The sequence below is a fragment of the Legionella sp. 39-23 genome (assembly GCF_001897665.1).
Classification (GTDB): Bacteria; Pseudomonadota; Gammaproteobacteria; order Legionellales; family Legionellaceae; genus Legionella; species Legionella steelei.
In genome coordinates this window covers 166522-189827 of sequence record NZ_MKTO01000002.1, presented here as the reverse complement: position 1 = coordinate 189827, position 23306 = coordinate 166522, and the positions used below count along the sequence as shown (strand labels likewise).

Sequence of the window (23306 nt, the reverse complement as noted above, 5' to 3'; positions counted from 1 at the left end):
ATCATTTAATTATAGTATTGATTTATGATCAAATTGAGTTTTTTAATAAGTTCTCCATATTATTGCTACAATCTGTATGGCAGTGAAAATTTTTCAGTCAAGCTAATCTATATAGCTATCCCCAACAGTGAACCAATACCTGCACTCACCATCATCGCCAGTGTTCCCCAAACCACAACACGCAGTGCTCCTAATATGATGCGAGCTCCGCCAACCTTTGCAGCCACACCTCCAAGTAATGCCAAAAATAGAACCGCCATCACTGATATTGCTAGAATAAGATAGGTTCTTGGAACAATAAAAATGATTATTAAAGGTAATAATGAACCCAGCGTAAAACTACAAGCGGAAAACATTGCTGCCTGAAGAGGGCGTGCACTCGATATTTCTGTAATACCAAGTTCGTCGCGAGCATGTGTACCTAATGCATCCTTAGCCATCAATTGTTTTACAACTTCTTTTGCGAAAGAGGGCTCTAATCCACGATTGATGTATATAGTGGTTAGCTCTTCAATTTCATTTGGTAAACTCGACTCAAGTTCTTTCTTCTCACACTGTAGAGCAGATTTTTCTGTATCTGCTTGTGAGCTTACGGATATATACTCGCCCGCAGCCATCGACATAGCACCAGCAATTAATCCTGCAATCCCTGCTACAAGTATTCCATTATATGGCGTGTGCGCAGCAACAACACCAATTAACAAGCTCGATGTAGAGATAATTCCGTCATTTGCACCTAGTACGGCGGCGCGTAACCAGCCAATTCGTTCAATTCGATGATATTCTTTATGTTGCATATATATCAAAACTCCTATGTGGAATAAGTCTGAGTCGATATGCCGCCAAGTTACTCTTGTGGCATATCAGATTTATGTTTATATACTGCATTTTCAGGAATATCAGTAGCTGAGTAGACACTTATTATTTTGAATGGTTTCTTCGCATTGAGATTAATAAAATTATGAGGAATCCCTTGAGGGATAAAGATCATATCACCTGCTGCGACAGTTGAATTTTTGCCGTTGAGAATCGATTTAGCTTGACCTTCAACAACGAAAATAACCTGATCAAATTTATGAGTTTCCATTCCAATCTCATTGTTGGGGTTGGTCTTAGGTGTGATATTCATAAAAACAACCTGTGCATCTTTACCTGTCACCAGTGCTAGCTTCCAGTTTTCATTGCGTTTTGCCATTTCAAAAATTTTGGGAGTAATGACCGCATTTATTTTATTATCAATGGTACTTTCTTCAGAACTAGCAAATGATGATGTTGCGATTAAAGTTGACACCAATAACGTAGATATAAAAGTTCTTTTTATCCCTTTCATTTTCATAAATGCTCTCCATAATTTAAAGTTAGCGATTCACTATATATCAACATTTGATCTATTTTTGAGCTGCGCAATAAACACAAAAGCCTATTTAGTGTAGCATATGGATTAAATTGGACATGATGAAATTAGAACAAACTATAATTTACTCCATAAATATTGGCTAATTCACTAGGCCTAAGCGTCTTGATCTACTTTCATAGAGTTAATTATTCGTCGTTAAGTTTATATGGGTATTGATTTTCTATACGCCATAAAAATTCACTAACAAGTACTCATAGACCATTGCAGTAGGCTCCCGAAAAATAGAACAGCATACTCTATAATTAAATGAAAAAATTAAGTTAGATACCTTGCTTACTTGGTGTCCACGTTTTTCCTATTGGCAAAATGTACAGAGGATCTTCTTCATTTGTAATATGCAAAATGTTTTTGATCTGAACATCATCAAAAGATCCTATTGAAACGGTACCTAGATTTAAGGACACAGTTTGTAAATAAATATTTTGCGCCGCATGACCAGCCTCCATTAGGACATAACGTTTTCCCCTCTCACCATATTTATTTGTTGTACGTGAAAATAAAGCCGTTATCACTATATCAGCAGCCCCAGATTTTACTGCGCTTTGTCCAAAGGCCGCTTTAGCAAGCTCAATACGTACATCTCCATCTCTTAATTTTTGGAGTATATGTTTCCTGGGTACATAGTGATAAATACCAGGTGATAAATTTTCTATATCTCTAGCGACTAAATAAAATTCCAATGGGTAAAGAGCTCCTGCTGAGGGAGTTGTACGAAATCCATTGTTAGAAGTTATCCCTTGTGCTGCCCAGAGAAGCTGAGCAATTTGTTGCATTGTTAGTGATTGGCTATTGTAAATTCTTATTGATCGACGTTTTTTTAATGCCTCTTCAATAGAGGTTGGGCTAGAGAAAACCGGGTTAGGTAATTTTACTTCAACTTGAATTTTGGTAAGTGCATTAGTCGGGGATTTATTTAAGTTTATTACCCGTAAAACAAGAAATAAGAGATTTAAAATTGTTATTACTATTAGAAACAGAGTCCATTTGTGGCGTATAAAACCCATTAGCTACCTCTCGATATATAGCCATTATGATAAAAGTAGCACATTGGATTTGAACTTGCATACAATTTTTAACTCTTTGTATTTCATTAAAAAATTAATATATTGAATGAAATAAACCCTCTCGATAAAACAGTCTAGATTGAAATGGATTGTTATTGAACCATAATTAAAATAATAGAGATGGAGGAACAAATGTTTAAACTTCGTGATGTTGTAATATTCTTTGCAGGCGCAGAATTTTTTCATACTCTAAGTCACATCATTTTACCATATTTCATTACTTTGCCTTTGGATATGGGATTTATGATGTTTACTTCCAAATTGAATATTTGCGCAATTATTATTAATGCGATTATTACAATCCTACTGTTATGGTGGGCGAGTCGTCTTAACAATGATACAACGATTCGCTCTTAAGGTGCTATCCGCGCGAGCGATAGGTTTAATTAATAAGCATTACTTGATTAATTTTGCTTTATGTGACCATTTTTAATTGATTCTTGAATAGAGTCACCGCAATAATAATAAACACTGGCCCGAGCAGGATTCCAGACATACCTAGAGGGTCAAGCCTTGCTTTGAGAGTAAATACCTAGAGGGTCAAGCCTTGCTTTGTGCTAAACGCAGAAATTATCAAATAAACACAAGTCTGATAATTAGCGGCATATAACAGCTGATACTTTTTTAGAGAACTGTAAGCAATCCTTGCTTAGAGGTTGTGCCTCACAATACGACTAACCCATGAATAATGTAATCCAAAGTGTTCTCCAATTTCTGCAAAGCTAAATTGTCCTGTAGCATAAGCAATTTTGATGCATTCATTTCTATGAGGAGAGGCATTAGAATACTTGGTTAAAGATTCTTTAACGGGTTTATAATGGGATTGGGATATATAGGTTAATTTTTTTTCTTGTTCCATTTTTGATTGCATTTCATTAACGAATACCTCAGAACCAAGGAAAATTTGATTTTTTAAATTATCCCATGGGGTTTTAGCGCTTCTACCTTCATGAACAAATTGTTTGTATTTATCAGTTGCTATTAACAAATTGGAGTTAAAAGCCGAAAGAAGGAGTTCTATTGATAACCAATTAGGTTTAGGTGCCTGATTTATAGTTGCTTTATAACTACTCCAAGCCCAATCTTCAGGGAAAAATACCATCTTAGCTCTTACTGGATTTAAAACAATATATCGAGATAGCTCGAGTAAATAAGATTCTTTTTCTATTAATATCCCTTTAAATCGTCCTTGGAAAACATGTCCTACACGGTGATGTCTTTGATTAAACTTTTGCGTGTAAATTCCATTGAGTAACTGCATTCCTTTGCTAAGGTTTCCTAAAGGAGTTTCTATTAGTAAATGGTAATGATTGCTCATAAGACAATAGGCATGACACACCCATTTACATTTGTTGCATACATGCGTAAATATTTCTAGAAATAAAACTCTATCTTCATTTGATAAATAGATATCTTCCTGTTTATTTCCTCGTGACGTTATGTGATACATCGCACCACAATACTCAATGCGTAAAGCTCTAACCATGTTGGACTTCCATTTTTCCTTTGGGCGATAAAGCTAATGCATTTATTTATTGGAGTCAAATCATTAAAAATTGTTAGGACGATTTGAATGTTGGCGGGCAATTTAATATTTAAGCACGAAGCAAGGCTTGACCCTCTATGCTTGACCTAGGGGATTAGATCCCGTTGATTGCATACGGCATATTTACACAGATAACCTGGTTGCCTTTGCTTTACAGTATTGCTCGATCATTTTACCTGCAGAGACGTTACCAATACGAGACGAAGTATTAAAATCTTGACAACCTGCTTCTTTGTTTTGCCTTTTTATAAACATAATACCTCGATTTTTATAGACCTCTGAATCGAATGGATTGAGCTTAATAGCCAGATCAAAATCATTTTTTGATCCTTGGTAGTCGTTGAAAGAAAAACGGAGAATAGCTCTCAGATTGTATGCTTCTGCCATATTTTGGTTTAATTTTATAGCTTGATTTATATCGTGCAAAGCACCATTGCTGTCTTGGGAGGCGTATTTTGCAAGTCCACGTTTGACATACATAACAGCTGAATCTGGTTGCAGTTTAATTGCTGTGTCCAAATCGTTGATAGCATCTGAATAATTATTAATTTTCATATAAAGAAGCGAACGGTTTAGATAAGAAATAGCCTCAGAAGGATTGATTTCAATTGCTTTTGTATAATCTGCTAATGCTTCGCCTAACTGATTGTTGTTGATTAAAGCATTCGCTCTTGCACCATAAGCTCGCTTTTGATTGTTAAAGATGGTGTGTTTTCACTAGAGACTTATTCCTCAGGAATAAAGCTTTTCTAATAGCAGTTAAACAAGATGCTTGTTTTAAATTTCAACTCAATTAGTTTATTTCCTACGTCTCAAGTGAACGTTTATACTATAGAATTATAGTTTTTTTGTGTACTTAAATGTTTCGTAAAGTTTATTAGAACATATCAAATTATCATTTGATATCATATCTACCAAAACCAGTTTTTCTGCAAAGGTTTCAACGATAAGAGAACCATTATTATTAGGTATACCCACCATTTGACATGAGCAAGTATTGGTATAAAAGAAACAATGATACATGCAGCAAAAAACATGACTAATGATAATAGTACTTGCAGAGATGGCGTGTTGGATTTAACGCAAGGGTTAAATTTAGATAATATTGTTTCTCCTGGCTGAGAAATCAAATGGATAATTAAAGGGAAGGCGCAAATGACTAACACTATCAAATAGAACCACCATGCAATACCCATTAAAGGAGGATATACTGACAGGATCATTAAACCAAAAACATAATACACTAACATGACAAAGATATAATCTATCACTTCAAAACGACGCAGTTTTTCAGCCAAGAAGATTTCAGCAGACATGTTTCTATCCTTATAAAAGCCTTCTTTATTCTAAGTATAATGTAAATTGTTAAAATTTACTCAACCGAAAGTCCAAATATAATGATGAGGATCAGTGTTAAGGCTAATAATTGATAGACTAATCTAGAAGTAGGGATAACCCATATTTTTTCTCAAGAGGTCGGTCACGAGGATCTGTAGAGTATAGTAGAGTGCAAAAGCTTTAGAGGCTATGGTGATGATTTCATAAATATTGGTCAACCAGGTTCTAGTTAATCAAAAAAATTTAATCGCTTGCACCGTTGCTCTAGCAATTCGAGATATTTTTCCTGCATCTCTTGAGATAAAAAACTGAAACCAATCAGCTCTCGCCATTTTGGTATTACCTGATGAAACTCTTTTATGATCCCATCGATGACGTTCTGATTTAATCCTAATTTTTCAATGGCAAAGTATTTAAGAAAATCACTCTTGGTTAAATTATTTTTTTTCCCTTTTAGAGGTAAAGCCAGTTCTTCTTTGGTATTTTTTTGAGCGATGGTTGAGTTAAGTAAATCGTAGGCTGGTGATATGGAAATTTTTCTATCCTTAGTAATTAAGGAAAAATTTTTTAGATGCATGTCTTCGTTGCCGACCAGGAAATTAAAAAGCGTCAACTTAAATAATTTCACGAATTCAATTTTTGGGAATGTACAAAACTGTTCTATGACTGCAATTACTTTTTCCATAGAACTGTTATATTTCGTGTGTCGGTCTTCACCTGATAGCTGTGCAAAATCTTCTAAAGCTAACTTTTTATTATGGCCTATTCGATCAAAGCGTTTAATGAAGTAGGTTAAACTGTTGTCTTTAGAATAAACCAAACCATGAACCGGAACTTCGAGGCCAATGGCCTTTGCAAGGGTCATAGTAATGGCTTCATTTTCCGGCAATTCTGGGTAAATATCACTTTGTGGTTTTAAAATGTACTGACCCTTTTGATCAACGATTTCAAAACCTCCCTCTTTAATTTTTAGTTTGGCACTTAGTTTCTTTTGGACGCCTTGAATAGACATCTTTCCTACACGAGCAATTGCTTCCTGACGCTGCTCATCAGCACTTAAATCTAATGGGCTAAGGTTTTTTAATTGAGGGGAAAGCAAATTCAATCCACGTTGAGAATAGTTTTCTTGGTCACTAATCTTTTCGTAAGTAATAGGGCAGTGTTTCATCTTAGTTCCTCAATTGTCACTGCGCCTACGACATCTTGGCCAACAAGTATCAATTGACCAAAATAATCATTTTTATCTATCTTGTATTTGCGTAATAGTGCTTCAAGCATAATGCCTTCAGGAAGTAATCCTTCAAAAAAAGGGGGAAACACGTCAAAATCATAGACCTTATTGGTTAACGGCATGGTGAGAGAAACAGGTGCCCCCTGATAATCATTAAGGTAAGTAAATTGATATTTTTTACCTTCTAACTCCTCTAATATTCCAGCTCTAATGCCATTGACTGATACGTATGCTTTTCTCATGTATTATTATCCGTTGTTTGAGGAAAAGGCGTTTCAAATTTCATTTGAATATTTAACACATCTAATACTTTTAGCAATGTATTTAGCCGCACAGATTCTTTCCCTTTTTCAATATCATAGATAACCGTCTTACCGACCCCAGCTAACCGAGCTAATTCCTGTTGCGATAAGCCGCTGTGTTTGCGGTAGTAATGGACTAAATTAGCAATCTCGTGTGTAGGCATGGAACACCAAAAATTAATTATATATTACTGTTATAGCAGTAAAAATGAGTAAAATAAATTTATTCTTGCATTTTTTTTGCATTAATTCGTTATAAATCACTGTTATAGCGGTAAATATGCTCAATTTCATGGTTTTCTGCGTATTTATTTATGTTAAATTCAAAAAATTACTGTTACCGCGGTAAATTTGGGGAAATAACAAAAAAGTCATTGGCTCAGCCTCAAAATAGAACAAGAATAATTCTTTGATCATATAAAAAATACAGGGACAGAGGGGAAAAGTGGGACATCCTTGTAATTACTGGGCTAGACCCGCCCCAGCTTAATTTGCAACCTTGGGACGTATGGGACACGGATAATCACCATTTCCAGTATCAATCAATATCATTCGATAGCATATCTTTGAAATCGATCTTTTGTGCTTGATAAGCTTTGAAGGAATACGCAATACTTTTTCCGAGCTTGAAGTTGAAGCTTTCATAGCCAAAAGGCTAGTGAATATCAATTACTTGTCCAAGGTTAGTCGGATAAGCATTTGAATTCATCTCCAGGGATGGTGCAGGTCGGCATTATGCTGAATGAATAATCACTTGCAGAGTTCCCTATGTCTGCTCAAAAGCCATCCCGCTTACATCTATTAAACGAATTTGACCCAAGCAGAGAATCCATGTAGAAAGCCTTTTTGAGAAAAAATGAACTAGAGCAAAAGCCATTAGCTGAGGTTATTGCTGTGATCAGAAATTTTATCCTGATGCCATTTTCTTTAACAAAGTAAACAAATATCACTTTAAATATTGGCTCACGATAAAATGTAGAACATGGAATAATGTTAATTCGGGTTTATACCAAATCCACGATCAGTGTCTGAATCATTTTTTAAAAATAACGTATCACCTTGTGAACGCTGTGAATATTATTTTGGAAACGAAAAGATTAATTTTAAAACAACCAATATTATCTGATTTCGATGGCCTATTGCAGTTACGCACTGATCCTCAAGTGATGCAGTATATCGGTACTGGTGACATACAAACAGAAAACCAAGTTAAAGAGTTTATCGAGAACGCAAAACTTTATTCTGATGAATATGGTTTAGGTTTTTATTCTGTATTTGAAAAGGAAACAAATGATTTTATTGGTCAGGCAGGATTGTTTCATCTAGGGTTCAACGTTAATCAGCCTGATATTGAGTTGGCCTATATACTTCATACTAAATACTGGAATAAAGGTTACGCAACCGAGCTTGCAAATTTCTCAAGAGAGACTATTGAACTACAAATAGAAAACGGTTATCAAACTACTAGGAAAATAGTAGAAAAAACGCCAAACATCAGCATGATGTAGACTGCTTGTTACCTTTATCCATATTTGGGTAATAAATCCCACAAAATCTTCGTGAAATCAAATCGCTTGCAATCTCGCTTGTATCAAGACCTGATATATGTGAAGCTAATCTGAATTATAGTTTGAGTTCTCGTAAGTTAGCGAAGTTACCTTTCTTTTAATCTTTGTAAACACACTATAATTTGTTCAAGTAACATGGGTATATACTGTTTGAGTCGGAAAAGCGCATTGTGCACCATTTTCAGTAATGATATTCAGAATATTCATCAAAATTTCATGCTGTATGATTTGAAATTGATCCCATTTGGTCATTTTTGAATAGGCAGAAACCATAATATTCAGCGCAGATGGGGCAAACTCAATTAAACTTACAGTCAATGATTGGGAGCTATCAATTTCCTTATGCTGTAAAAGCATCTCTCTGATTTGTTTAGAAATGGCGTTAATTTTATCAGAATCTTGGTAACGAATACCGATATTTGCCTTAACTCTTCGATGCTGCATACGAGATGGATTTTCAACACTGATTGTAAGAAAAACGCTGTTAGGTACATATAAGGGGCGCTTATCAAATGTTCTGATTCTAGTCATGCGCCATCCTATGTACTCAACGATTCCTTCAATATTTTTATCAGGCGAGCGAATCCAGTCTCCTACTTTAAAGGGTTTATCCATATAGATGATTAACCCACCAAAAAAATTGGCAAGAAGCTCTTTGGAGGCAAAAGCTATACTAGCGCCACCAATCCCTCCAAAAGCCAGCAATCCAGCAATAGGAATATTCATTATTTGCAAAACTATTAGCAGTCCTAAAATACATGTAATGAATATTGATAACTGACTTAACGCATGTATTAATGTTTTGTCTATAACTTTATTGTTCTTAATGCGTGCTTGGATATAGAGTGCTTCCAACCGTCGAATAAAGCGAACTAGTGCCCAGCATAAAATAATGATAATCAATACGGTTCTTATTTGCAGATGATTTACCGCAAGAAAATAATATTTTTTATGAGTTAAAATAATCGAACAGCAAAAAGATAAGGCAAGTAGCCAAAATAAAAATACCATAGGTATGCTTATTGCCTTTAATAGAGCTTCTCCAAAAATAATATTTAACCTTTCTGCTCTAATTGTTAAGTGATGCACTACTCGTTTGCCAAGTATTTGTAAAAGAGTTGTAATTCCAATGACCATACAAATATAAACAATCCACATATTAGTCAAAATCAAATCATGCATTTAAATCGCCTTTAATATTGGGTTCTACAGATCTAGTTGTTTTTTATTTTATGTCGCGGGTTCTAAAGAAAGAAGTAAGTTATCTCTCATTGATTTACAATAGGTTTCTTTTATTGCAAAGATGGATAATAGTGTTGCAATAGTTGTAAAAACAATCAAAATGAAAAGTGCTTCTTTATAATTTTTCATGCCTGCTGAGCAAGATAGAAGACTGCCAATCAATGGTGCTCCGCTTGCTGATAGGAGTGCTATCATTGCATTGTTAAATCCTAACCCACCGCCTAAGTACTCCTTTTTGCATTGTTCTGCAATGATAGCAAATCCTATACTTTGACCACTAGCACTTAGACCGAGTAGTAGAAAGCATAATACTGTTGCAGTTTTTCCAAGTGGAAAAAAGATAATACCCGACAGACAAAATAAGGCAATGAAAGAACTGACGAGCATTAAAGGCTTTCTACGATGTATTTTATCAGATATAAAGCCTAATAAAGGACATCCCAATGCATATCCAAGCCATGCCAAAGTTATCATATAGGAAGAAAATGTGGAGGAGAGCCCTTTTTTTACTAGAAACTCAACGCCTACATTTTCTGATAAATAATCAATAGAAAAATAAATACAAGCCGAAAATAGTGCAATGTACCAGATTTGTATTTGACTCATTATTTTTATCAAGCTTTTAGTAACTGCTGTCGGTTTTGCAAGAATAATAAATTTTCTACTATTAGTGCGATTTTCCTTTACGAACAGGAAAACGAGCAATGCAATCATAAGGCCTACGGCTGCCATACAGAAAAAAAAACTTCGCCAGCCCATAGCTGAAGTTTGGGATAAAGAGTGTAATGGACCAGCTGCCATCATTGGCCCCATGGTTCCTATGAATTGAGAAATTCCGATATAAAAGGCGACGCTTCTCCTGGGCATCCAATCATAAACTGCGATGAGCAAACAAACAAAACCGAAGGAGGAGCCAAAGCCCATGGCTATTCGACATATCATAGCCGTAGCAAGTTGATAAGATATCGCAAATCCTGCAGTAGAAATAGAACAAAGGAGAGCAGCCATAAATAATGATTTTTTCAAACCAATGCGAATAGTAATAATTCCGACTGGAATTTGCATTAATCCATAAATAAGCGAATACCCAGTGGTACTTAATAAAGAAAAAGAAAATGGTGTTAAGCTTAAATCATTCGTTAACTGCGTTTGAAAAGTGCCTACGACCGTACGTAATATAAACTCATACATAAAAAAAAGCGCACAACTGAACCAGACAAGGATTCCTGTTGCATTAATTTTGTTTTCTATCTCCACTATTGTTTGCTCTCATTGTCCCAGGCCTCCAAAACTGACTTAGCCCGGTTATTATCAATAAAAGTAGCTACTTTAAAAATAGTTTGCCCTTCATGAATTAAAGGGTTGCAATTTATACCTACAACTATTCCCTCTTGATCTGCTTGTACAACTTCAGCCGTATCCGCACTAAATGGGTCATTGATGAGGCCAATACGCTGTCCCTTGCTGATTTTTTGTCCAAGCTCCACCATGCTTAGCAAAACTCCACTACGATGTGCTCGGATCCAGTCTTGATCCTGAGAAAAAATTGATTTAAATGCGCTTTTCTCACTATGCTCAGAATAACGAAGCATATTCATAGCATTCATAATATGATGAATCCCGGAGACTCCTAGCTTAATTGCCGGTTCGTTGAAACGCATTGCCTCGCCTGCCTGATAGATAAGTGCTGGAATAGCTAATTGTTCAATTGTTCTTCTTAATGAGTTTGCTTCTGCACTCACATTAGTAATCACAGGAGCTTTAAAACTTTGAGCTAAATGTTTCGCTTCAGCATTATTAAGATCACAATAAATTTGCGGTAAGAGCTCATGGTTTAGCGAACCAGTTCGCAATTCAACGCAGACATTTGCTTTACTTAATATTTCTCGCGTAAAGATATACGCTAATCGTTCACTGTATGAGCCGTTCTCTATGCCGGGGAAGCATCCCTCCAAGCTCGTATGATTATGGGCTCTGGATGGATCAATTAAACCTAAAATATTTAGAACAGGTACTGTAATTAGCGTGCCTTTTATTTGAGAAGGCTTAATAGACTCAATGAGACGATTTATAATTTCCAAGCCGTTCAACTCATCTCCTTTAACAGCGGAAAAAATTAGCAGGCACGGCCCAGGCTCTTTACTGTGAACTACCTTTATAGGCATGTATAATGAAGCGCAGGAATATAAATCAGGTAGAGGCAAAGCTAGATTTACCTGTTCACCAGGATGAATGATCGCATTACAAATTTGCAGTTTGGAGTTTTTCATAAGCAATAAATTAAATACTCTCCTTTCTCCAACAAAAGAAGCATACTAACAAATTTTTAATAATGGTGCAAAATTAGGCATGAAATAGATCACCAAAATCCATAATCGAACTGGCCTTTTCTTGGGAAAGAGCTTGCCTATAATTGGCTAAATTTTTCCCCCGAAGATCTAAATCATAATTTAGTCTGAATAGACATGTGTTCATGAGCAACACAGTCAAAAGGATCATTAAAATCAAGAGGGCTTGCAAAGTAAATTTGATTATTAGCAAGCATTGAGATAGCTCGGGCATCAAAGTTGCGATATTTATAGAGGATTTCAGGAGGTTTCTTTGACATCTTTGTTGCTACTTTTGGTGATTTGTTATTTCTAAGTGCCCCATCAGTGCCCCTCAGAGGTCTTAAATTTTTTGAACTACCGTAACTACTTGATTTTATTGGTGGGCACACTAGGACTTGAACCTAGGACGACCAACGGATTATGAGTCACCTAATTCAAAAATAAACAATTGATTTTAATATAATTTTTATCGCGGGAATCCACTACAAATGTCCTACGATGTATAACAGTGTCGTACTCAGATACACAAAATCCCCACAGTGCAATATTCAATTATATATTGAGCTTTATAGAAAAAACATTTGCATTGCTCAAATGTTAATCAGTGGAATCTATTTCTTGCGAGGGGTAGAATATTTTAATTGATTCAGCATGAGATATATCGCGGGCATCAAAATTAAAACTAATGGCACAGCTAAAATTAATCCAGAAATAATCGCAATGGCAAGAGGTTGTTGCATTCCAGAGCCTGTTCCAATGCTTAATGCGAGTGGTAACAATGAAAGAATAGCTATAATTGAGGTCATTAAAATTGGGCGCATGCGCATTATTCCAGAAGTGATTATTGTATTACGATTATGTCGATGATGAGTGCGTAGTTCTGCAAAATAAAAAATCGCAATTTCTGTAACAATACCAATAATCATGGTCATCCCCATCATGGAGGAAATATTTAATTCAGTATTGGTTATCCAAAGTCCCAAAAAAATTCCCGATATAGATAATAGAGTTGTAAATAAGATGCTTAATACGATGAGCACGTTCTCGTATAGATAAAGTAGTAAACCGGCAACCAATAATATGGCGCTAATGAAAACAATGATTAGTTGATAAAAAGAATGTTGTTGTTCTTCATAAAGACCACCATATTGTATGTATACATGAGGTGGAAGAGTGAAGTGATTCATTTTGTTTTTTATTTCTGCAAGGGTGGTACCCATATCTCTGTTTTCTATGCGGGCAGTTACAGCAATCATAGACTTTAAGTTTTCTCGAGTAATTTCAGCCTGTCCTTTTTCTATAGTTATGTCCGCAACATTTTGTAATGACACATAATGTCCTGTTGCAGTGCGCAAGGGTAAGAGTTTTAGCTTTTCTATTCGATCCCGTAGTGCAGGAGGCGTCCATACTCGGATACCAATGACTTTTTCACCTTGTTGAATTTGGCTGACAACAGTACCCATTAACTGAGTTTGAATTTGTTTGGTGATTGACTCTGGATCTAAATTTTTCAATGCGGCTTTTATACGATTAATTTTGATGATGATTGCATCTCCAGAGATGACAATTCCATTTTTTATTTCTACTACTCCATCTACATTAGCAATTAATTTGGCGATTTTTTTTGCAGTACTTTGCAAAATGTGTTCATTATCACCAAAAATTTTTATTTCAATGGGTTGTGGGACTGCTGTTAAATCACCAATCATATCTTCCATAAGTTGTGCTGTTTCAACTTTTATACCAGGAACAAGTAAATTAATTTGTTGTCGTACTTCAGTCATAATCGCATCAATATCACGACGAGGAGGTGGGGTAAGACGGATAAAAAAATCACCAGTATTTGGTTCAGTCAAACCACCTCCGAGTTGTAATCCAGTTCGGCGCGAGTAGTTACGCACTTCAGGAATTTTTTTAATAATTTGTTCCACTTGTTTTAATAATCTATCGGTCTCGGTCAGGGACGTACCTGGTTGGGTGATGTAATCTAGAGTAAATCCTCCCTCATCCATCTTAGGCATAAAACCTGAACCCACTTGTGTATAAGAAAAATAACCGATGAATAGGATGAGCAAAATACTAAGGATGGGCCAAATTGATTTTTTTAGAAATAGGCGCATGAGGGAGTGATACATTTTAAATGTTTTTTTTAATTTTGGGCCAGCTCGCTCAAGTTTTTTAGCATCTACTTGTTTCAGCAGCATTTCTCCAAGTAATGGCACGACTAAAAAAGCGAAAAAAAATGAAATAATCAATGCGGTTGCCATAGTGATGGCTAACGCTTTGAAAAATCCGCCAGTAATCCCTCCAATAAATGCAAGTGGTAGAAAGATAATAATTGTTGCTAACGAAGATCCCGCTAAAGGGTGCAACATTTGCATTGCGGCACTTAAAACAGGGCCATGAGTTGGTTCTCCCTTGTGGCCTTCACTTAAACGTCGCATGATGTACTCTAGCATCACGACACCATCATCGATTACAAGGCCAACAGCAGCAGCCATACCGCCTAATGTCATGATATTAAAACTCATATTTAGGACATAGAGCAGTAAAATAGAGGTTATGAGTACACATGGAAGAACGATAGCAACAATTAAGGTCATTCGAATGTTGCGTAAAAATAAGAATAAAATAATCACTGCAAGCACGATACCAATAAGAATTGCGTCACGTACACTATCTGCTGCTCCTGTGATTAATTGCGATTGGTCGTACCAGGTTTTAACCTGAATATCGGCAGGGATTTGGTCATGGAAACTTTTGAGTTGTTGTTTTATTTTTTTTGCAATTGAAACAGTACTTGCACCGGGTTGTTGCAAGATATTGAGCAAAACTGCATCCTTGCCATTTGCCGTGACCCGAGTCCATTTAGGAACAGTACTTTTCGTTACTGTTGCAACATCATCCAAATCAATAATTCCACTGGTACTGCTTCGTAAAATAGTATGGTTTAGATCCTCAACATTGCGTAATCGAGTATCTGATAGGATTAAATAAAGCCTATAGTGTTCTTCTAAACGACCTACAGCGGTTACTATATTATTTGCTGTCAGAGCGTTGATTACCTCGTTAAGCGTAATATTTGCGGCTTGTAGCTTCATGGGATCAACAAGTACTTGATATTCCGCTTCTTGACCTCCAACAACTTTTACTTTAGCGACTCCTGGGATAACAGATAACATTGGGCGCAATTGAAAATAAGCAAAATCATGTAATGAAACGAGATCACTTTGATTCGATGTTAAGGATAAGCTAAGTATGGGGTAGATAATGGGATCCATTCTCTCAGCAGAGAATGTTGTTCCGGAAGGAAGTTTAGACAATACTTGGTTAACTGCTGATTCAACTTGCAATAAGGCAATGACCATATCGCTATTCCAATTAAAGTTGACGGATAGCTCCTCAGCTCCTCTACTGCTTGTTGAGCGTATACTGATTACTTCAGGAAGAGCACGCAATGCTTGCTCCAATGGTTCGGTGACTTCAACAACCATTCGATCAGCAGGACGATCGCCTGAATCAACCATAACCAAAATTCTAGGAAATTGGATATTGGGAAACAACATCACTGGTAATTTAAATGCAGTTAACAATCCGCCCAATGTCAATAAAATTAATAAAAATAATACAGACATCCGATGTTTCTGTAGCCACCCGCCGATCATGGTTTTGACTCCACACGTAAGTGTATCCCATCGCGTAGCTCATAATTTCCAAGAATCACAACAGACTCATTTAATTTAAGCCCTTCTTTAATCGCAATGAATTGTTCATTACCCCCGCCAACAATTACCCAACGTTTAACAGCAATATTATTAATATTGATAAAAACATAAGCTCTTCCATTCTCATAAAGAACAGCACCTCGAGGTACGGCAAGCATTTTTTGGGGTTCTGTTAACAAAATTTTTCCTTCTACCATGCTCCCAGGAATTAACCCTGAGGCATTGCCTAAAGGCACAATAACATCAATTAATCCAGTTTTTGGATCAATCTGATCGGTAATATTTGATATATTTCCTGAATAAGATAATGCATTGTTATAAATAGGCGTAATAATCACTTTTTGCCCAATATGAACTTTAGATAAGTCATCGTACTCAATCCCAAGACGAATTTGTGCTTGGGTTGTATCCGTGTAAGTTAACAAAGTAGTCCCTGGAGGGACAATCTGTCCAGGTTGAATATTAATGGCAACAACATTACAGTTGCAATCGGATCGAAATACACTTCCTGTTTCATTTTGCTGCTGTTGTTCAAGGTTATTAAGTACTGCTTCTGACTTGGCTAAGTTTTGTTTTGCTGTTTGGACATTCGCATTGGTTGCTAAAAATTGCGAACGTAACTTTTCAACACGATCAAGTTCTTTCTGTGCAAAATCAACTGCAATTTTTGCATTTTCCAGATTTAAATTTGATTTTGCAGTAGTAGATAATTTAATTAATGGCTCTCCTTTATTCACATGTTGTCCTTGAGTGACAAAAATTTGTTGAACTAAGGCTTCATTTTGTATCGTAATTTGTTTGATATGTTCTGGTGCAGCATTAACAATGCCATAGGTTGTTTGTGTTTGAGCAATTGGTATTTGTTTGACTGTGGCGACTTGTACTAATACAGAAGAAGTTTTGTTAATTGTTTTTGAATGATGTTGAAATAAACTCAAAAAAATCACGATAATTAGCGTCATGAGAATGATAATAAGACCCAACTTATTTTTATTAGACATTTAGAGACTTTCCTTATCGATATTTACCTACAGCAATTTGTAGACCAATCATTTGCTCTGTGATTGTTTGTTGTAATGTCAACAACCGTAATTGATTGGTCAGCAAACTGGTTAGTACACTTTCGTAGGTGATTAAAGTGATATTTCCTTTATTTAGTCCTTCACGCATGAGCCGTTCCGCCTTTTCCATTTCTGGGAGCTGTTTTCGTATAATTTCTTCTTCTCTATGTACTATTTCTAAATCAGCTATCAAAGTTGCAATGTCCGATCGGGTTTGATTTAAACGTGCTACATACTCTTGGTAGAGCTGTTCGCGGGTTGCTTTAGCAATCGCAATTTCACCTCGATTCCGGTTAATGATTGGAATATCAAAAGTGAGCATTCCACCTAAAGAAGGTGTGTTTGTATTATCTTTTCCTTTTTCAATATCTAAAGAAAAGTGTGGAAACTGTCCTAAAATCGCTTTGTATAATGTAGCTTCCTGACTTGCGTATCCTGCTTGTAATGCGAGTAAGTCTAATCGAAATACTCTTGCTTCTTCAAATAATTGAGCCGCATTTAATGTAATAAATGGAACAGGTTTTACATTGACTACTACATTTTTGTTTGGTAGAAATCCAAAAAGCTGATTAAGTTGTAATACTGTTTTTTTTAAAGTGCGTTCGAGCGTTGAGGTTTGATCTAAAAAGTCGAGGTAAACTGATTGGCGTAAGCCAAATTCATCAATTGTTGTATCATGCTTCAATAAATCGGACTTAGTAACATCTAAAATATGCTTTGCTGTACGTGTAGCTTTTCTAGCTACTTGCAATTGTTTTTGTAGAAAATAAATACGAGATGCCAGTAGTTCAGCCTGATTGGCGCTCATCCATTCTTGCCAGGCAACATCGTAACGTGTTTGGTCTGCTTTAGGTTTTGCTACTTTTAAAGCTGTTCTCGTTGTGACAATCGAGGCAATATCCCAAAATAAATCATAATTATAAGCATTTACAGCTCCTGGCATAGGAGGGACTGTCCACAAATACGTATAAGCTAATTTAGGATCGGGTAGTAATCCTGCATTAAATACCTGCGCCTCAGCAACACCTTCTTTAGCCCTTAATGCCTTCAAATCCGGGCTTATTAGAACAGCTAAAACGGCTAGTTCTTTTGCTGTAAGAGGTTTGGAAAAATCAATACGAGTGGGAGGGATACGTGGATGATTAAGTAAAGTTGCTTTTTGAGCAATTTGTTTTTCATCCGGAGTAGATAAGGCCTTATTTAAGTCCTCTGTGTTTAATGGTCTTGGATGATACATCGTGCACCCCATAAGAGTAAAAATGGGGAGTAATGGAATCATCCTTAATAATTGCATTTGACTATATATTCCTAACTTTATTTCAAATCATATCAACTAATTTTTTGTTTTCCCATTATTTATTTCCCTAGTACTGTCCCCAATAGTTTTGATAAGCGCTGTGAACTTGATATAGCCGACATAAAGATGCTCTAGTGTTATACCAAATAAGGGGGCCGTATGGTCTCAACTTATCTTACGGATGTCATAATATTTTCGTATCTTACAAACTGAGGACCAATAGTCCGCTGCTTCTATTCATTTACAATTAATTGGTTGTGTAATTTTTGTGGGGAATATTCGACACAAAATCTTTGCAATATATCGGGGAAAACTAGAGGTCTAAATTACAATTTATTGATTTTAAATGACTTTGTTGGTGGGCCCACTAGGACTTGAACCTAGGGCGACCAACGGATTATGAGTCTGTAAAATAGGGGTTTTAGCCACTTTTACCAAATTTTAAATTCTTTCAAAAACCTTTTAAAATCAACGTTTATAAGCCATAATTTGTCCTATTGAAATTTATTTAGTTTTAAATAAAGTGTCTACATGGCGTCTACATGGAGTTTTAGGGGTAAATTATGGCGGAAGCTGAAAAGGGTATTAAATTAACCAAAACCATCGTTGATAAACTCGAACATATCCCCGGTAAAACTCAAACGTTTTATCGTGATCATGAGTTAAAAGGCTTTGCTTTACGAGTTACCTCTGGTGGTGTTAAAAGTTTCATCGTTGAAACCAGAATCAACGGCAAGGTTAAAAGAGTGACGTTAGGCAAATACGGCAACTTGACTGTTGAAGAAGCCAGAAAGCAGGCCAAGAGTCTGTTGGGTAGTGTGGCCAGAGGTGATGATCCAATAGCAGAAAAGAAAACCAAAAAAGTTCATGCCATGACCTTACAGCAGGTATTGAATGATTACCTTAAAGCAAGAAAAGATTTAAAGCCACGAACCTTAAACGATTATCAATGTGTGCTGCATGAAGTGGTACCTGACTGGCTAGATAAACCACTGGTAAATATTTCCCGAGAGATGATTGCCAAACGACATACCAAGCATGGGCAGGCAAATAGTAAGGCACGCGCCAACAATGCAATGAGGGTATTAAGAGCCATTTTTAATTATGCTATGTATGAATATCAAGATGGCAACGGCCATCCAATTATCACCATTAATCCAGTCAAATACCTATCGCATACCCGGGCATGGTATCGAGTGGATCGAAAACAAACAGTTATCAAGCCCCATCAATTAGCTGACTGGTATAAAGCAGTCATTGTATTGGTTGAGACAGACAACTACCGCAATGCCTTACTGTGGCATGATTATTTTTTATTACTCTTATTCACCGGCATGCGAAAAATGGAAGCTGCCTCCTTGCGTTGGGAAGATATTGATCTCAAATCCAAAACTATCACCCTGCAAGACACCAAAAATCACGAAATCCACACCTTGCCTATGTCTGATTTTGTTTATGAGTTGATGGAACGCAGAAGCCGTAATAAAACCAGTGAATTTGTATTCCCAGCTGAAAGTAAAACGGGTTATATCTATGAACCTAAAAAAGCGGTGAATAGGGTGGTGGAATTATCCGGTGTTCCATTTACTTTGCATGATCTGAGAAGAACATTTGCCACTATTGCTGATACCCTTGATCTACCTGCTTATGCCTTGAAGCGATTACTCAATCATAAAATGAATAATGATGTTACAGCCGGGTATATTATGAAAGATGTGGAGCGGTTACGAAAACCCATGCAACAAGTAGCTAATTTTATACTTGAGCATATGATGGAGGCGGCTGAGTTATGAATATCAATGAACTAAAAAGATAATACCCTAGACAGACAATGCTATTCAAAATTTAAGGGTAATTGAAATAAATGTAAATATTATGTTTACGAAATGTTGCGAATAATGCAACAATATGAATATGAAATATATACGCGATTACATACAACAAGTATTGGCTGATGGAAAATATTTCTTCTCAAAAGAAGAGGTACTGTCCAGCCTATCTTTAAATTCAGAACAATTTAGATTTCAAGCTTATCGATTGCTCAATAAAAAAGTAATTAGACACTTAACACGTGATTTTTTTATGATAATCCCCCCGGAATATCAACATCTTGGAGGGGTACCACCTCATTGGATAATTGACCCACTAATGGAGCATCTTGGGAGGGAGTATTATATTGCTCTTCTAAGTGCTGCTTCAATGTATGGGGCAACAAATCAACAACCCATGACATTTCAAATTATCACGAATAAAACACGTCGTTCAATTGAACTAGAGCGTGGTCTTATAAAATTTTATGTTTTCAATGATTGTAGTCTTGCAAGAAAAGAACAACTGACCGTACCAACAGGATATGTTCAAATTTCATGCAAAGAACAAACAGTGCTTGATCTTGTCCGGTTTTACAAAGAATGTGGTTATTTAAGTAATGTCAGTGCTGTTATTAAAGATCTTGCAGAAATGTGTGATGAATCCATATTTGAAAATGTTATTCATTTGGAAAAAAATAATAGTGTTCTACAGCGATTAGGGTTTATTTGTGAACAGGTTGGATACGAAAATCTGGCCACATTAGTGGAGCAAGAAATCTTAACTCGTTCTGTGCAGTTTATTCGACTAAGTCCTGACTCACCTCTTAAAGAAGGTAACCGAAATATCCGGTTTAAATTAATTATTAATGATTCACTTGAGATAGAAGAATGATTCCAAAGCGCTTTATTTTAGAATGGACAAAATTTGTTCCTTGGCAAGAACCCAGACAAATAGAACAGGATTTGATTATCACAAAAGCATTATTAAAAATTTATGCCCAGCCACAATTACAACAAAATTTGGCTTTTAGAGGTGGAACCGCTCTCAACAAATTATATTTTAATCCCCCATCACGCTACAGTGAAGATATTGATTTGGTGCAAACGAATTCTGAGCCTATTGGCAAAACAATTGATGGACTTAGGGAAACAATGGATCCATGGCTTGGGGAACCTAAAAGAAGTTTTAGTGAGAGTGGTGTAACACTTACATATCGTACAACTAGTGAAGATGGGTTTCCTATTCGGCTTAAACTTGAAATTAACAGTCGAGAACATTTTAGTATAATGGGCTTGTCTCATCATTCTTTCGAATGTTTATCTTCATGGGAACAAGGAAGAGTAGACATTACAACGTTTCCAATAGAAGAGTTGTTAGGGACTAAAATGAGAGCCTTATATCAAAGACGCAAAGGCCGTGATTTGTATGATTTATACATCGCATTGAATACTTTAAAGACTCTGGATACTTCAAAGATATTGCATTGCTTTCGAGAGTATATGAAATTCGGTGGTCATAATATAAGCAAAAAATTATTTGTCGATAATATGGAAGCAAAAATGCAACATACTGGATTTTGTGGTGATATGAGTCCTTTACTTCCTACTGGTATGAAAATGTTTGATCCTCAAGAAGCTTATGCATATGTATTGGAAGCATTGATACAACATGTATGAGTAAAACTTAAATTAAGGTTATGTCTCGATGCACAGAATTTTACTAACCAGCGATACTCATGGAAATTTGGATATCATCAATCAATTGGTGGCTCAAACTAATGCTGATATGGTTATTCATGCGGGTGACTTTGGTTTTTATGATGATCAAAGTATTCACCGGCTTAGCCCCAGAGAACTGCGATTATTGATATGCCACTCTCCAGTTTGGCGGAAATATAACGTTGATAAACAAACTGAACGTGAACAATTGATTGAGATTGTAAAAGAAGAAAAGTTATTAGGTGATTTTCCAGATTATATTGCAGGTTTAAAACAATTTTCAGTTCCAGTTTATGCCGTTTGGGGAAATCATGAAGATGTAGAAGTCTTGAAACGATTAACTACTGGGCTAAAAATAAAAAACTTAAATTTACTTGATGAACATCATTTTTATGATTTTAGTCATAAAGATAATGTTGAGTTTTCACTGTATGGTTTAGGTGGTAATTTTCTTGCAGGTAAAAAATTATTCGATCAGCCAATTGCTGGCAATGGGGGTAAGGTCTGGACAGCATTACATCAATTTGGTGTTCTATACAAGCAACTTAAAAATAAAGATAAGCCCTCTATATTCGTATCACATGTTAGTCCTGGCAAAGAGCCTTTAATTTCACGGCTAATATCTCATTTCCTGCCAAATTTCTGGGTTAGCGGTCATATGGGGGCACCATTTACCTGTACTTGGAATCAATTCACCATTCGAGATATGAATGAGTCCTTAAATTGGTTTGAGACTGATGTTGAGTTTATTGAAGAGCAATGCCAACAGGGCAAACTCACTGAGGAAGCCTCATTAGCGTATGAACTGATTAAACAACCCCTTGCCGTAGATGATTCGTGGTTTAAGAGAATGTGGAATATTAATCTACCTGATGTACAGGATGGGCATGCACTTTTGGTTGTTAAAGATGGTGTGTTTTCATTAGAGACTTATTCAAATGGAATTAAATTCAGTAATTGAGTGCCGCATTTGCAGACATTTAAAGATTCTCTGGGACGAAGGGGACAAGTGGGGCATCCTCGTCAATACTGGGCTAAATAGGTCCCTACCTTATTTTGTAACCATGGGACGCATGGGACACCTTCATTTTTAAAGTGATTTTCAATATCAATCAATATCATTTAATAACACCTCTTTTAATTCAAACTTTTTTGCTTGACAAGTTTTGAAGGAATGCGCAATACTTTTTTCAAGCTTGAAGTAGAAGCTTTTATAGTCAGTAAGAATATCAGTGACTTGTCTAGGTTAAACTGGATAGGCATTGGGATTCATCCAAAGGATTGGACTGGTTCAGCAGTAGCTGAGAGAATAATCAATGCGGAGACTCCTATGTCTGTACAAAAACCATCCCGTTTACATCTATTAAACGAATTTGAATCTGCGCCACATTCTGCGCTTTTTAATCAACAAACCATTGCTGCGGTATTAAGCTGCTCCACCCAGTTACTTGAACGTAACCGCTGGGCGGGTGGTGGTGTTCCCTATTTAAAAATTGGTCGCAAGGTGTTGTACCGAAAAAGTGATGTGTTGAATTTTCTCCAACAACAAAAAATTTATTACTCAACCAGTGACGAAGGTCAGTTACAGCTCGTTGAGAACGCATAAATTTAAAAATCATCAGAATGAATTTACTTCATTGCTATGGTTTGACTGT

24 protein-coding genes are annotated in these 23306 nt (G+C 36.1%); 7 read left to right on the top strand and 17 right to left on the bottom strand.

From position 1 onward, the window contains the following. Positions 1 to 107: 107 nt before the first annotated feature. The 3 genes from BGO44_RS01030 to BGO44_RS01020 all read right to left on the bottom strand — a co-directional run bounded on the left by BGO44_RS01030 (position 108) and on the right by BGO44_RS01020 (position 2421). Positions 108 to 797, bottom strand: a complete 690-nt coding sequence (locus tag BGO44_RS01030) for a VIT1/CCC1 transporter family protein (RefSeq protein ID WP_273197736.1) — start codon at positions 795 to 797, stop codon at positions 108 to 110. 50 nt (positions 798 to 847) lie between these two features. Beyond that, a complete protein-coding gene (locus tag BGO44_RS01025) occupies positions 848 to 1336 on the bottom strand; it encodes a cupin domain-containing protein (protein ID WP_058509646.1) in 489 nt (162 codons plus the stop codon). 341 nt (positions 1337 to 1677) lie between these two features. Next, complete coding sequence (locus BGO44_RS01020) at positions 1678 to 2421, bottom strand: SagB/ThcOx family dehydrogenase (protein ID WP_058509645.1); 744 nt, start codon at positions 2419 to 2421, stop codon at positions 1678 to 1680. 192 nt (positions 2422 to 2613) lie between these two features. Here BGO44_RS01020 and BGO44_RS01015 point away from each other — a divergent pair, with 192 nt between their 5' ends. Further along, entirely contained in the window at positions 2614 to 2838 is a 225-nt protein-coding gene (locus BGO44_RS01015; protein ID WP_058509644.1) for a hypothetical protein, read from the top strand. A 292-nt stretch (positions 2839 to 3130) separates the two neighbouring features. Here the strand turns inward: BGO44_RS01015 and BGO44_RS01010 are convergent, their stop codons facing one another. The 7 genes from BGO44_RS01010 to BGO44_RS00985 all read right to left on the bottom strand — a co-directional run bounded on the left by BGO44_RS01010 (position 3131) and on the right by BGO44_RS00985 (position 7062). Beyond that, positions 3131 to 3967 (bottom strand): transposase, encoded by an 837-nt coding sequence (locus BGO44_RS01010; protein ID WP_273197734.1) that lies wholly within the window; start codon positions 3965 to 3967, stop codon positions 3131 to 3133. Between the two features lie 183 nt (positions 3968 to 4150). After that, entirely contained in the window at positions 4151 to 4732 is a 582-nt protein-coding gene (locus BGO44_RS01005; protein ID WP_273197846.1) for a tetratricopeptide repeat protein, read from the bottom strand. 206 nt (positions 4733 to 4938) lie between these two features. Continuing rightward, positions 4939 to 5343, bottom strand: coding sequence for a hypothetical protein (locus BGO44_RS01000; protein WP_058511754.1), 405 nt, complete (start codon positions 5341 to 5343; stop codon positions 4939 to 4941). Between the two features lie 123 nt (positions 5344 to 5466). Beyond that, positions 5467 to 5583, bottom strand: a complete 117-nt coding sequence (locus BGO44_RS18645; RefSeq protein ID WP_502688213.1) for an Aq_097 family APC-type transporter — start codon at positions 5581 to 5583, stop codon at positions 5467 to 5469. A gap of 11 nt (positions 5584 to 5594) precedes the next feature. Beyond that, positions 5595 to 6533, bottom strand: a complete 939-nt coding sequence (locus BGO44_RS00995) for a lpg2370 family Dot/Icm T4SS effector (protein ID WP_058511755.1) — start codon at positions 6531 to 6533, stop codon at positions 5595 to 5597. Continuing rightward, positions 6530 to 6838, bottom strand: coding sequence for a HipA N-terminal domain-containing protein (locus BGO44_RS00990; protein WP_027224016.1), 309 nt, complete (start codon positions 6836 to 6838; stop codon positions 6530 to 6532). The genes BGO44_RS00995 and BGO44_RS00990 overlap by 4 nt, the downstream gene beginning before the upstream one ends. Then, positions 6835 to 7062, bottom strand: coding sequence for a helix-turn-helix transcriptional regulator (locus tag BGO44_RS00985; protein WP_058478705.1), 228 nt, complete (start codon positions 7060 to 7062; stop codon positions 6835 to 6837). The genes BGO44_RS00990 and BGO44_RS00985 overlap by 4 nt, the downstream gene beginning before the upstream one ends. A gap of 906 nt (positions 7063 to 7968) precedes the next feature. Here BGO44_RS00985 and BGO44_RS00980 point away from each other — a divergent pair. Beyond that, complete coding sequence (locus BGO44_RS00980) at positions 7969 to 8406, top strand: GNAT family N-acetyltransferase (protein ID WP_273197726.1); 438 nt, start codon at positions 7969 to 7971, stop codon at positions 8404 to 8406. A 186-nt stretch (positions 8407 to 8592) separates the two neighbouring features. On the opposite strand, the gene BGO44_RS00975 is transcribed toward BGO44_RS00980, so the two are convergent. The 7 genes from BGO44_RS00975 to BGO44_RS00945 all read right to left on the bottom strand — a co-directional run bounded on the left by BGO44_RS00975 (position 8593) and on the right by BGO44_RS00945 (position 18061). Further along, the gene (locus tag BGO44_RS00975) at positions 8593 to 9648 is read right to left on the bottom strand and encodes a mechanosensitive ion channel family protein (RefSeq protein ID WP_058511759.1); all 1056 of its coding nucleotides are present in this window, start codon (positions 9646 to 9648) and stop codon (positions 8593 to 8595) included. A gap of 48 nt (positions 9649 to 9696) precedes the next feature. Then, positions 9697 to 10965, bottom strand: a complete 1269-nt coding sequence (locus tag BGO44_RS00970) for an MFS transporter (RefSeq protein ID WP_273197724.1) — start codon at positions 10963 to 10965, stop codon at positions 9697 to 9699. Then, the gene (locus tag BGO44_RS00965) at positions 10965 to 11873 is read right to left on the bottom strand and encodes a succinylglutamate desuccinylase/aspartoacylase family protein (RefSeq protein ID WP_286822646.1); all 909 of its coding nucleotides are present in this window, start codon (positions 11871 to 11873) and stop codon (positions 10965 to 10967) included. Before BGO44_RS00965 ends, BGO44_RS00970 begins: the two co-directional genes overlap by 1 nt. Before the next feature lie 278 nt (positions 11874 to 12151). After that, positions 12152 to 12316 carry a hypothetical protein gene (locus BGO44_RS00960; protein ID WP_273197721.1) on the bottom strand — a complete coding sequence of 55 codons (165 nt, stop codon included), beginning with the start codon at positions 12314 to 12316 and terminating at the stop codon, positions 12152 to 12154. Between the two features lie 333 nt (positions 12317 to 12649). Then, positions 12650 to 15703, bottom strand: coding sequence for an efflux RND transporter permease subunit (locus tag BGO44_RS00955; protein ID WP_273197719.1), 3054 nt, complete (start codon positions 15701 to 15703; stop codon positions 12650 to 12652). After that, positions 15700 to 16764: an efflux RND transporter periplasmic adaptor subunit gene (locus BGO44_RS00950; RefSeq protein ID WP_273197716.1), complete on the bottom strand. Its 1065-nt coding sequence runs from the start codon at positions 16762 to 16764 to the stop codon at positions 15700 to 15702. Before BGO44_RS00950 ends, BGO44_RS00955 begins: the two co-directional genes overlap by 4 nt. Before the next feature lie 13 nt (positions 16765 to 16777). Next, a complete protein-coding gene (locus BGO44_RS00945) occupies positions 16778 to 18061 on the bottom strand; it encodes a TolC family protein (RefSeq protein ID WP_273197714.1) in 1284 nt (427 codons plus the stop codon). A 623-nt stretch (positions 18062 to 18684) separates the two neighbouring features. Here BGO44_RS00945 and BGO44_RS00940 point away from each other — a divergent pair. The 5 genes from BGO44_RS00940 to BGO44_RS00920 all read left to right on the top strand — a co-directional run bounded on the left by BGO44_RS00940 (position 18685) and on the right by BGO44_RS00920 (position 23257). Next, positions 18685 to 19914: a tyrosine-type recombinase/integrase gene (locus BGO44_RS00940; RefSeq protein ID WP_273197712.1), complete on the top strand. Its 1230-nt coding sequence runs from the start codon at positions 18685 to 18687 to the stop codon at positions 19912 to 19914. A 115-nt stretch (positions 19915 to 20029) separates the two neighbouring features. After that, entirely contained in the window at positions 20030 to 20824 is a 795-nt protein-coding gene (locus BGO44_RS00935; RefSeq protein ID WP_273197709.1) for a type IV toxin-antitoxin system AbiEi family antitoxin domain-containing protein, read from the top strand. Further along, positions 20821 to 21609 carry a nucleotidyl transferase AbiEii/AbiGii toxin family protein gene (locus tag BGO44_RS00930; protein ID WP_013101773.1) on the top strand — a complete coding sequence of 263 codons (789 nt, stop codon included), beginning with the start codon at positions 20821 to 20823 and terminating at the stop codon, positions 21607 to 21609. The genes BGO44_RS00935 and BGO44_RS00930 overlap by 4 nt, the downstream gene beginning before the upstream one ends. Positions 21610 to 21637: 28 nt before the next feature. Continuing rightward, positions 21638 to 22612: a metallophosphoesterase family protein gene (locus BGO44_RS00925; protein ID WP_273197702.1), complete on the top strand. Its 975-nt coding sequence runs from the start codon at positions 21638 to 21640 to the stop codon at positions 22610 to 22612. A 369-nt stretch (positions 22613 to 22981) separates the two neighbouring features. Next, a complete protein-coding gene (locus BGO44_RS00920; RefSeq protein ID WP_041932080.1) occupies positions 22982 to 23257 on the top strand; it encodes a helix-turn-helix domain-containing protein in 276 nt (91 codons plus the stop codon). Positions 23258 to 23306 lie beyond the last annotated feature (49 nt).

What these genes read in the sequence shown, in the direction of transcription:
- BGO44_RS00945 (WP_273197714.1), bottom strand. Translation starts at nt 18,061, where the DNA reads ATGTATCATCCAAGACCATTAAACACAGAGGACTTAAATAAGGCCTTA.
- BGO44_RS01030 (WP_273197736.1), bottom strand. Translation starts at nt 797, where the DNA reads ATGCAACATAAAGAATATCATCGAATTGAACGAATTGGCTGGTTACGC.
- BGO44_RS01015 (WP_058509644.1), top strand. Translation starts at nt 2,614, where the DNA reads ATGTTTAAACTTCGTGATGTTGTAATATTCTTTGCAGGCGCAGAATTT.
- BGO44_RS00955 (WP_273197719.1), bottom strand. Translation starts at nt 15,703, where the DNA reads ATGATCGGCGGGTGGCTACAGAAACATCGGATGTCTGTATTATTTTTA.
- BGO44_RS00995 (WP_058511755.1), bottom strand. Translation starts at nt 6,533, where the DNA reads ATGAAACACTGCCCTATTACTTACGAAAAGATTAGTGACCAAGAAAAC.
- BGO44_RS01025 (WP_058509646.1), bottom strand. Translation starts at nt 1,336, where the DNA reads ATGAAAATGAAAGGGATAAAAAGAACTTTTATATCTACGTTATTGGTG.
- BGO44_RS01020 (WP_058509645.1), bottom strand. Translation starts at nt 2,421, where the DNA reads ATGGGTTTTATACGCCACAAATGGACTCTGTTTCTAATAGTAATAACA.
- BGO44_RS00965 (WP_286822646.1), bottom strand. Translation starts at nt 11,873, where the DNA reads ATGCCTATAAAGGTAGTTCACAGTAAAGAGCCTGGGCCGTGCCTGCTA.
- BGO44_RS00960 (WP_273197721.1), bottom strand. Translation starts at nt 12,316, where the DNA reads ATGTCAAAGAAACCTCCTGAAATCCTCTATAAATATCGCAACTTTGAT.
- BGO44_RS00985 (WP_058478705.1), bottom strand. Translation starts at nt 7,062, where the DNA reads ATGCCTACACACGAGATTGCTAATTTAGTCCATTACTACCGCAAACAC.
- BGO44_RS00940 (WP_273197712.1), top strand. Translation starts at nt 18,685, where the DNA reads ATGGCGGAAGCTGAAAAGGGTATTAAATTAACCAAAACCATCGTTGAT.
- BGO44_RS00990 (WP_027224016.1), bottom strand. Translation starts at nt 6,838, where the DNA reads ATGAGAAAAGCATACGTATCAGTCAATGGCATTAGAGCTGGAATATTA.
- BGO44_RS00975 (WP_058511759.1), bottom strand. Translation starts at nt 9,648, where the DNA reads ATGCATGATTTGATTTTGACTAATATGTGGATTGTTTATATTTGTATG.
- BGO44_RS00930 (WP_013101773.1), top strand. Translation starts at nt 20,821, where the DNA reads ATGATTCCAAAGCGCTTTATTTTAGAATGGACAAAATTTGTTCCTTGG.
- BGO44_RS01000 (WP_058511754.1), bottom strand. Translation starts at nt 5,343, where the DNA reads ATGTCTGCTGAAATCTTCTTGGCTGAAAAACTGCGTCGTTTTGAAGTG.
- BGO44_RS00920 (WP_041932080.1), top strand. Translation starts at nt 22,982, where the DNA reads ATGTCTGTACAAAAACCATCCCGTTTACATCTATTAAACGAATTTGAA.
- BGO44_RS00925 (WP_273197702.1), top strand. Translation starts at nt 21,638, where the DNA reads ATGCACAGAATTTTACTAACCAGCGATACTCATGGAAATTTGGATATC.
- BGO44_RS01010 (WP_273197734.1), bottom strand. Translation starts at nt 3,967, where the DNA reads ATGGTTAGAGCTTTACGCATTGAGTATTGTGGTGCGATGTATCACATA.
- BGO44_RS00950 (WP_273197716.1), bottom strand. Translation starts at nt 16,764, where the DNA reads ATGTCTAATAAAAATAAGTTGGGTCTTATTATCATTCTCATGACGCTA.
- BGO44_RS00935 (WP_273197709.1), top strand. Translation starts at nt 20,030, where the DNA reads ATGAATATGAAATATATACGCGATTACATACAACAAGTATTGGCTGAT.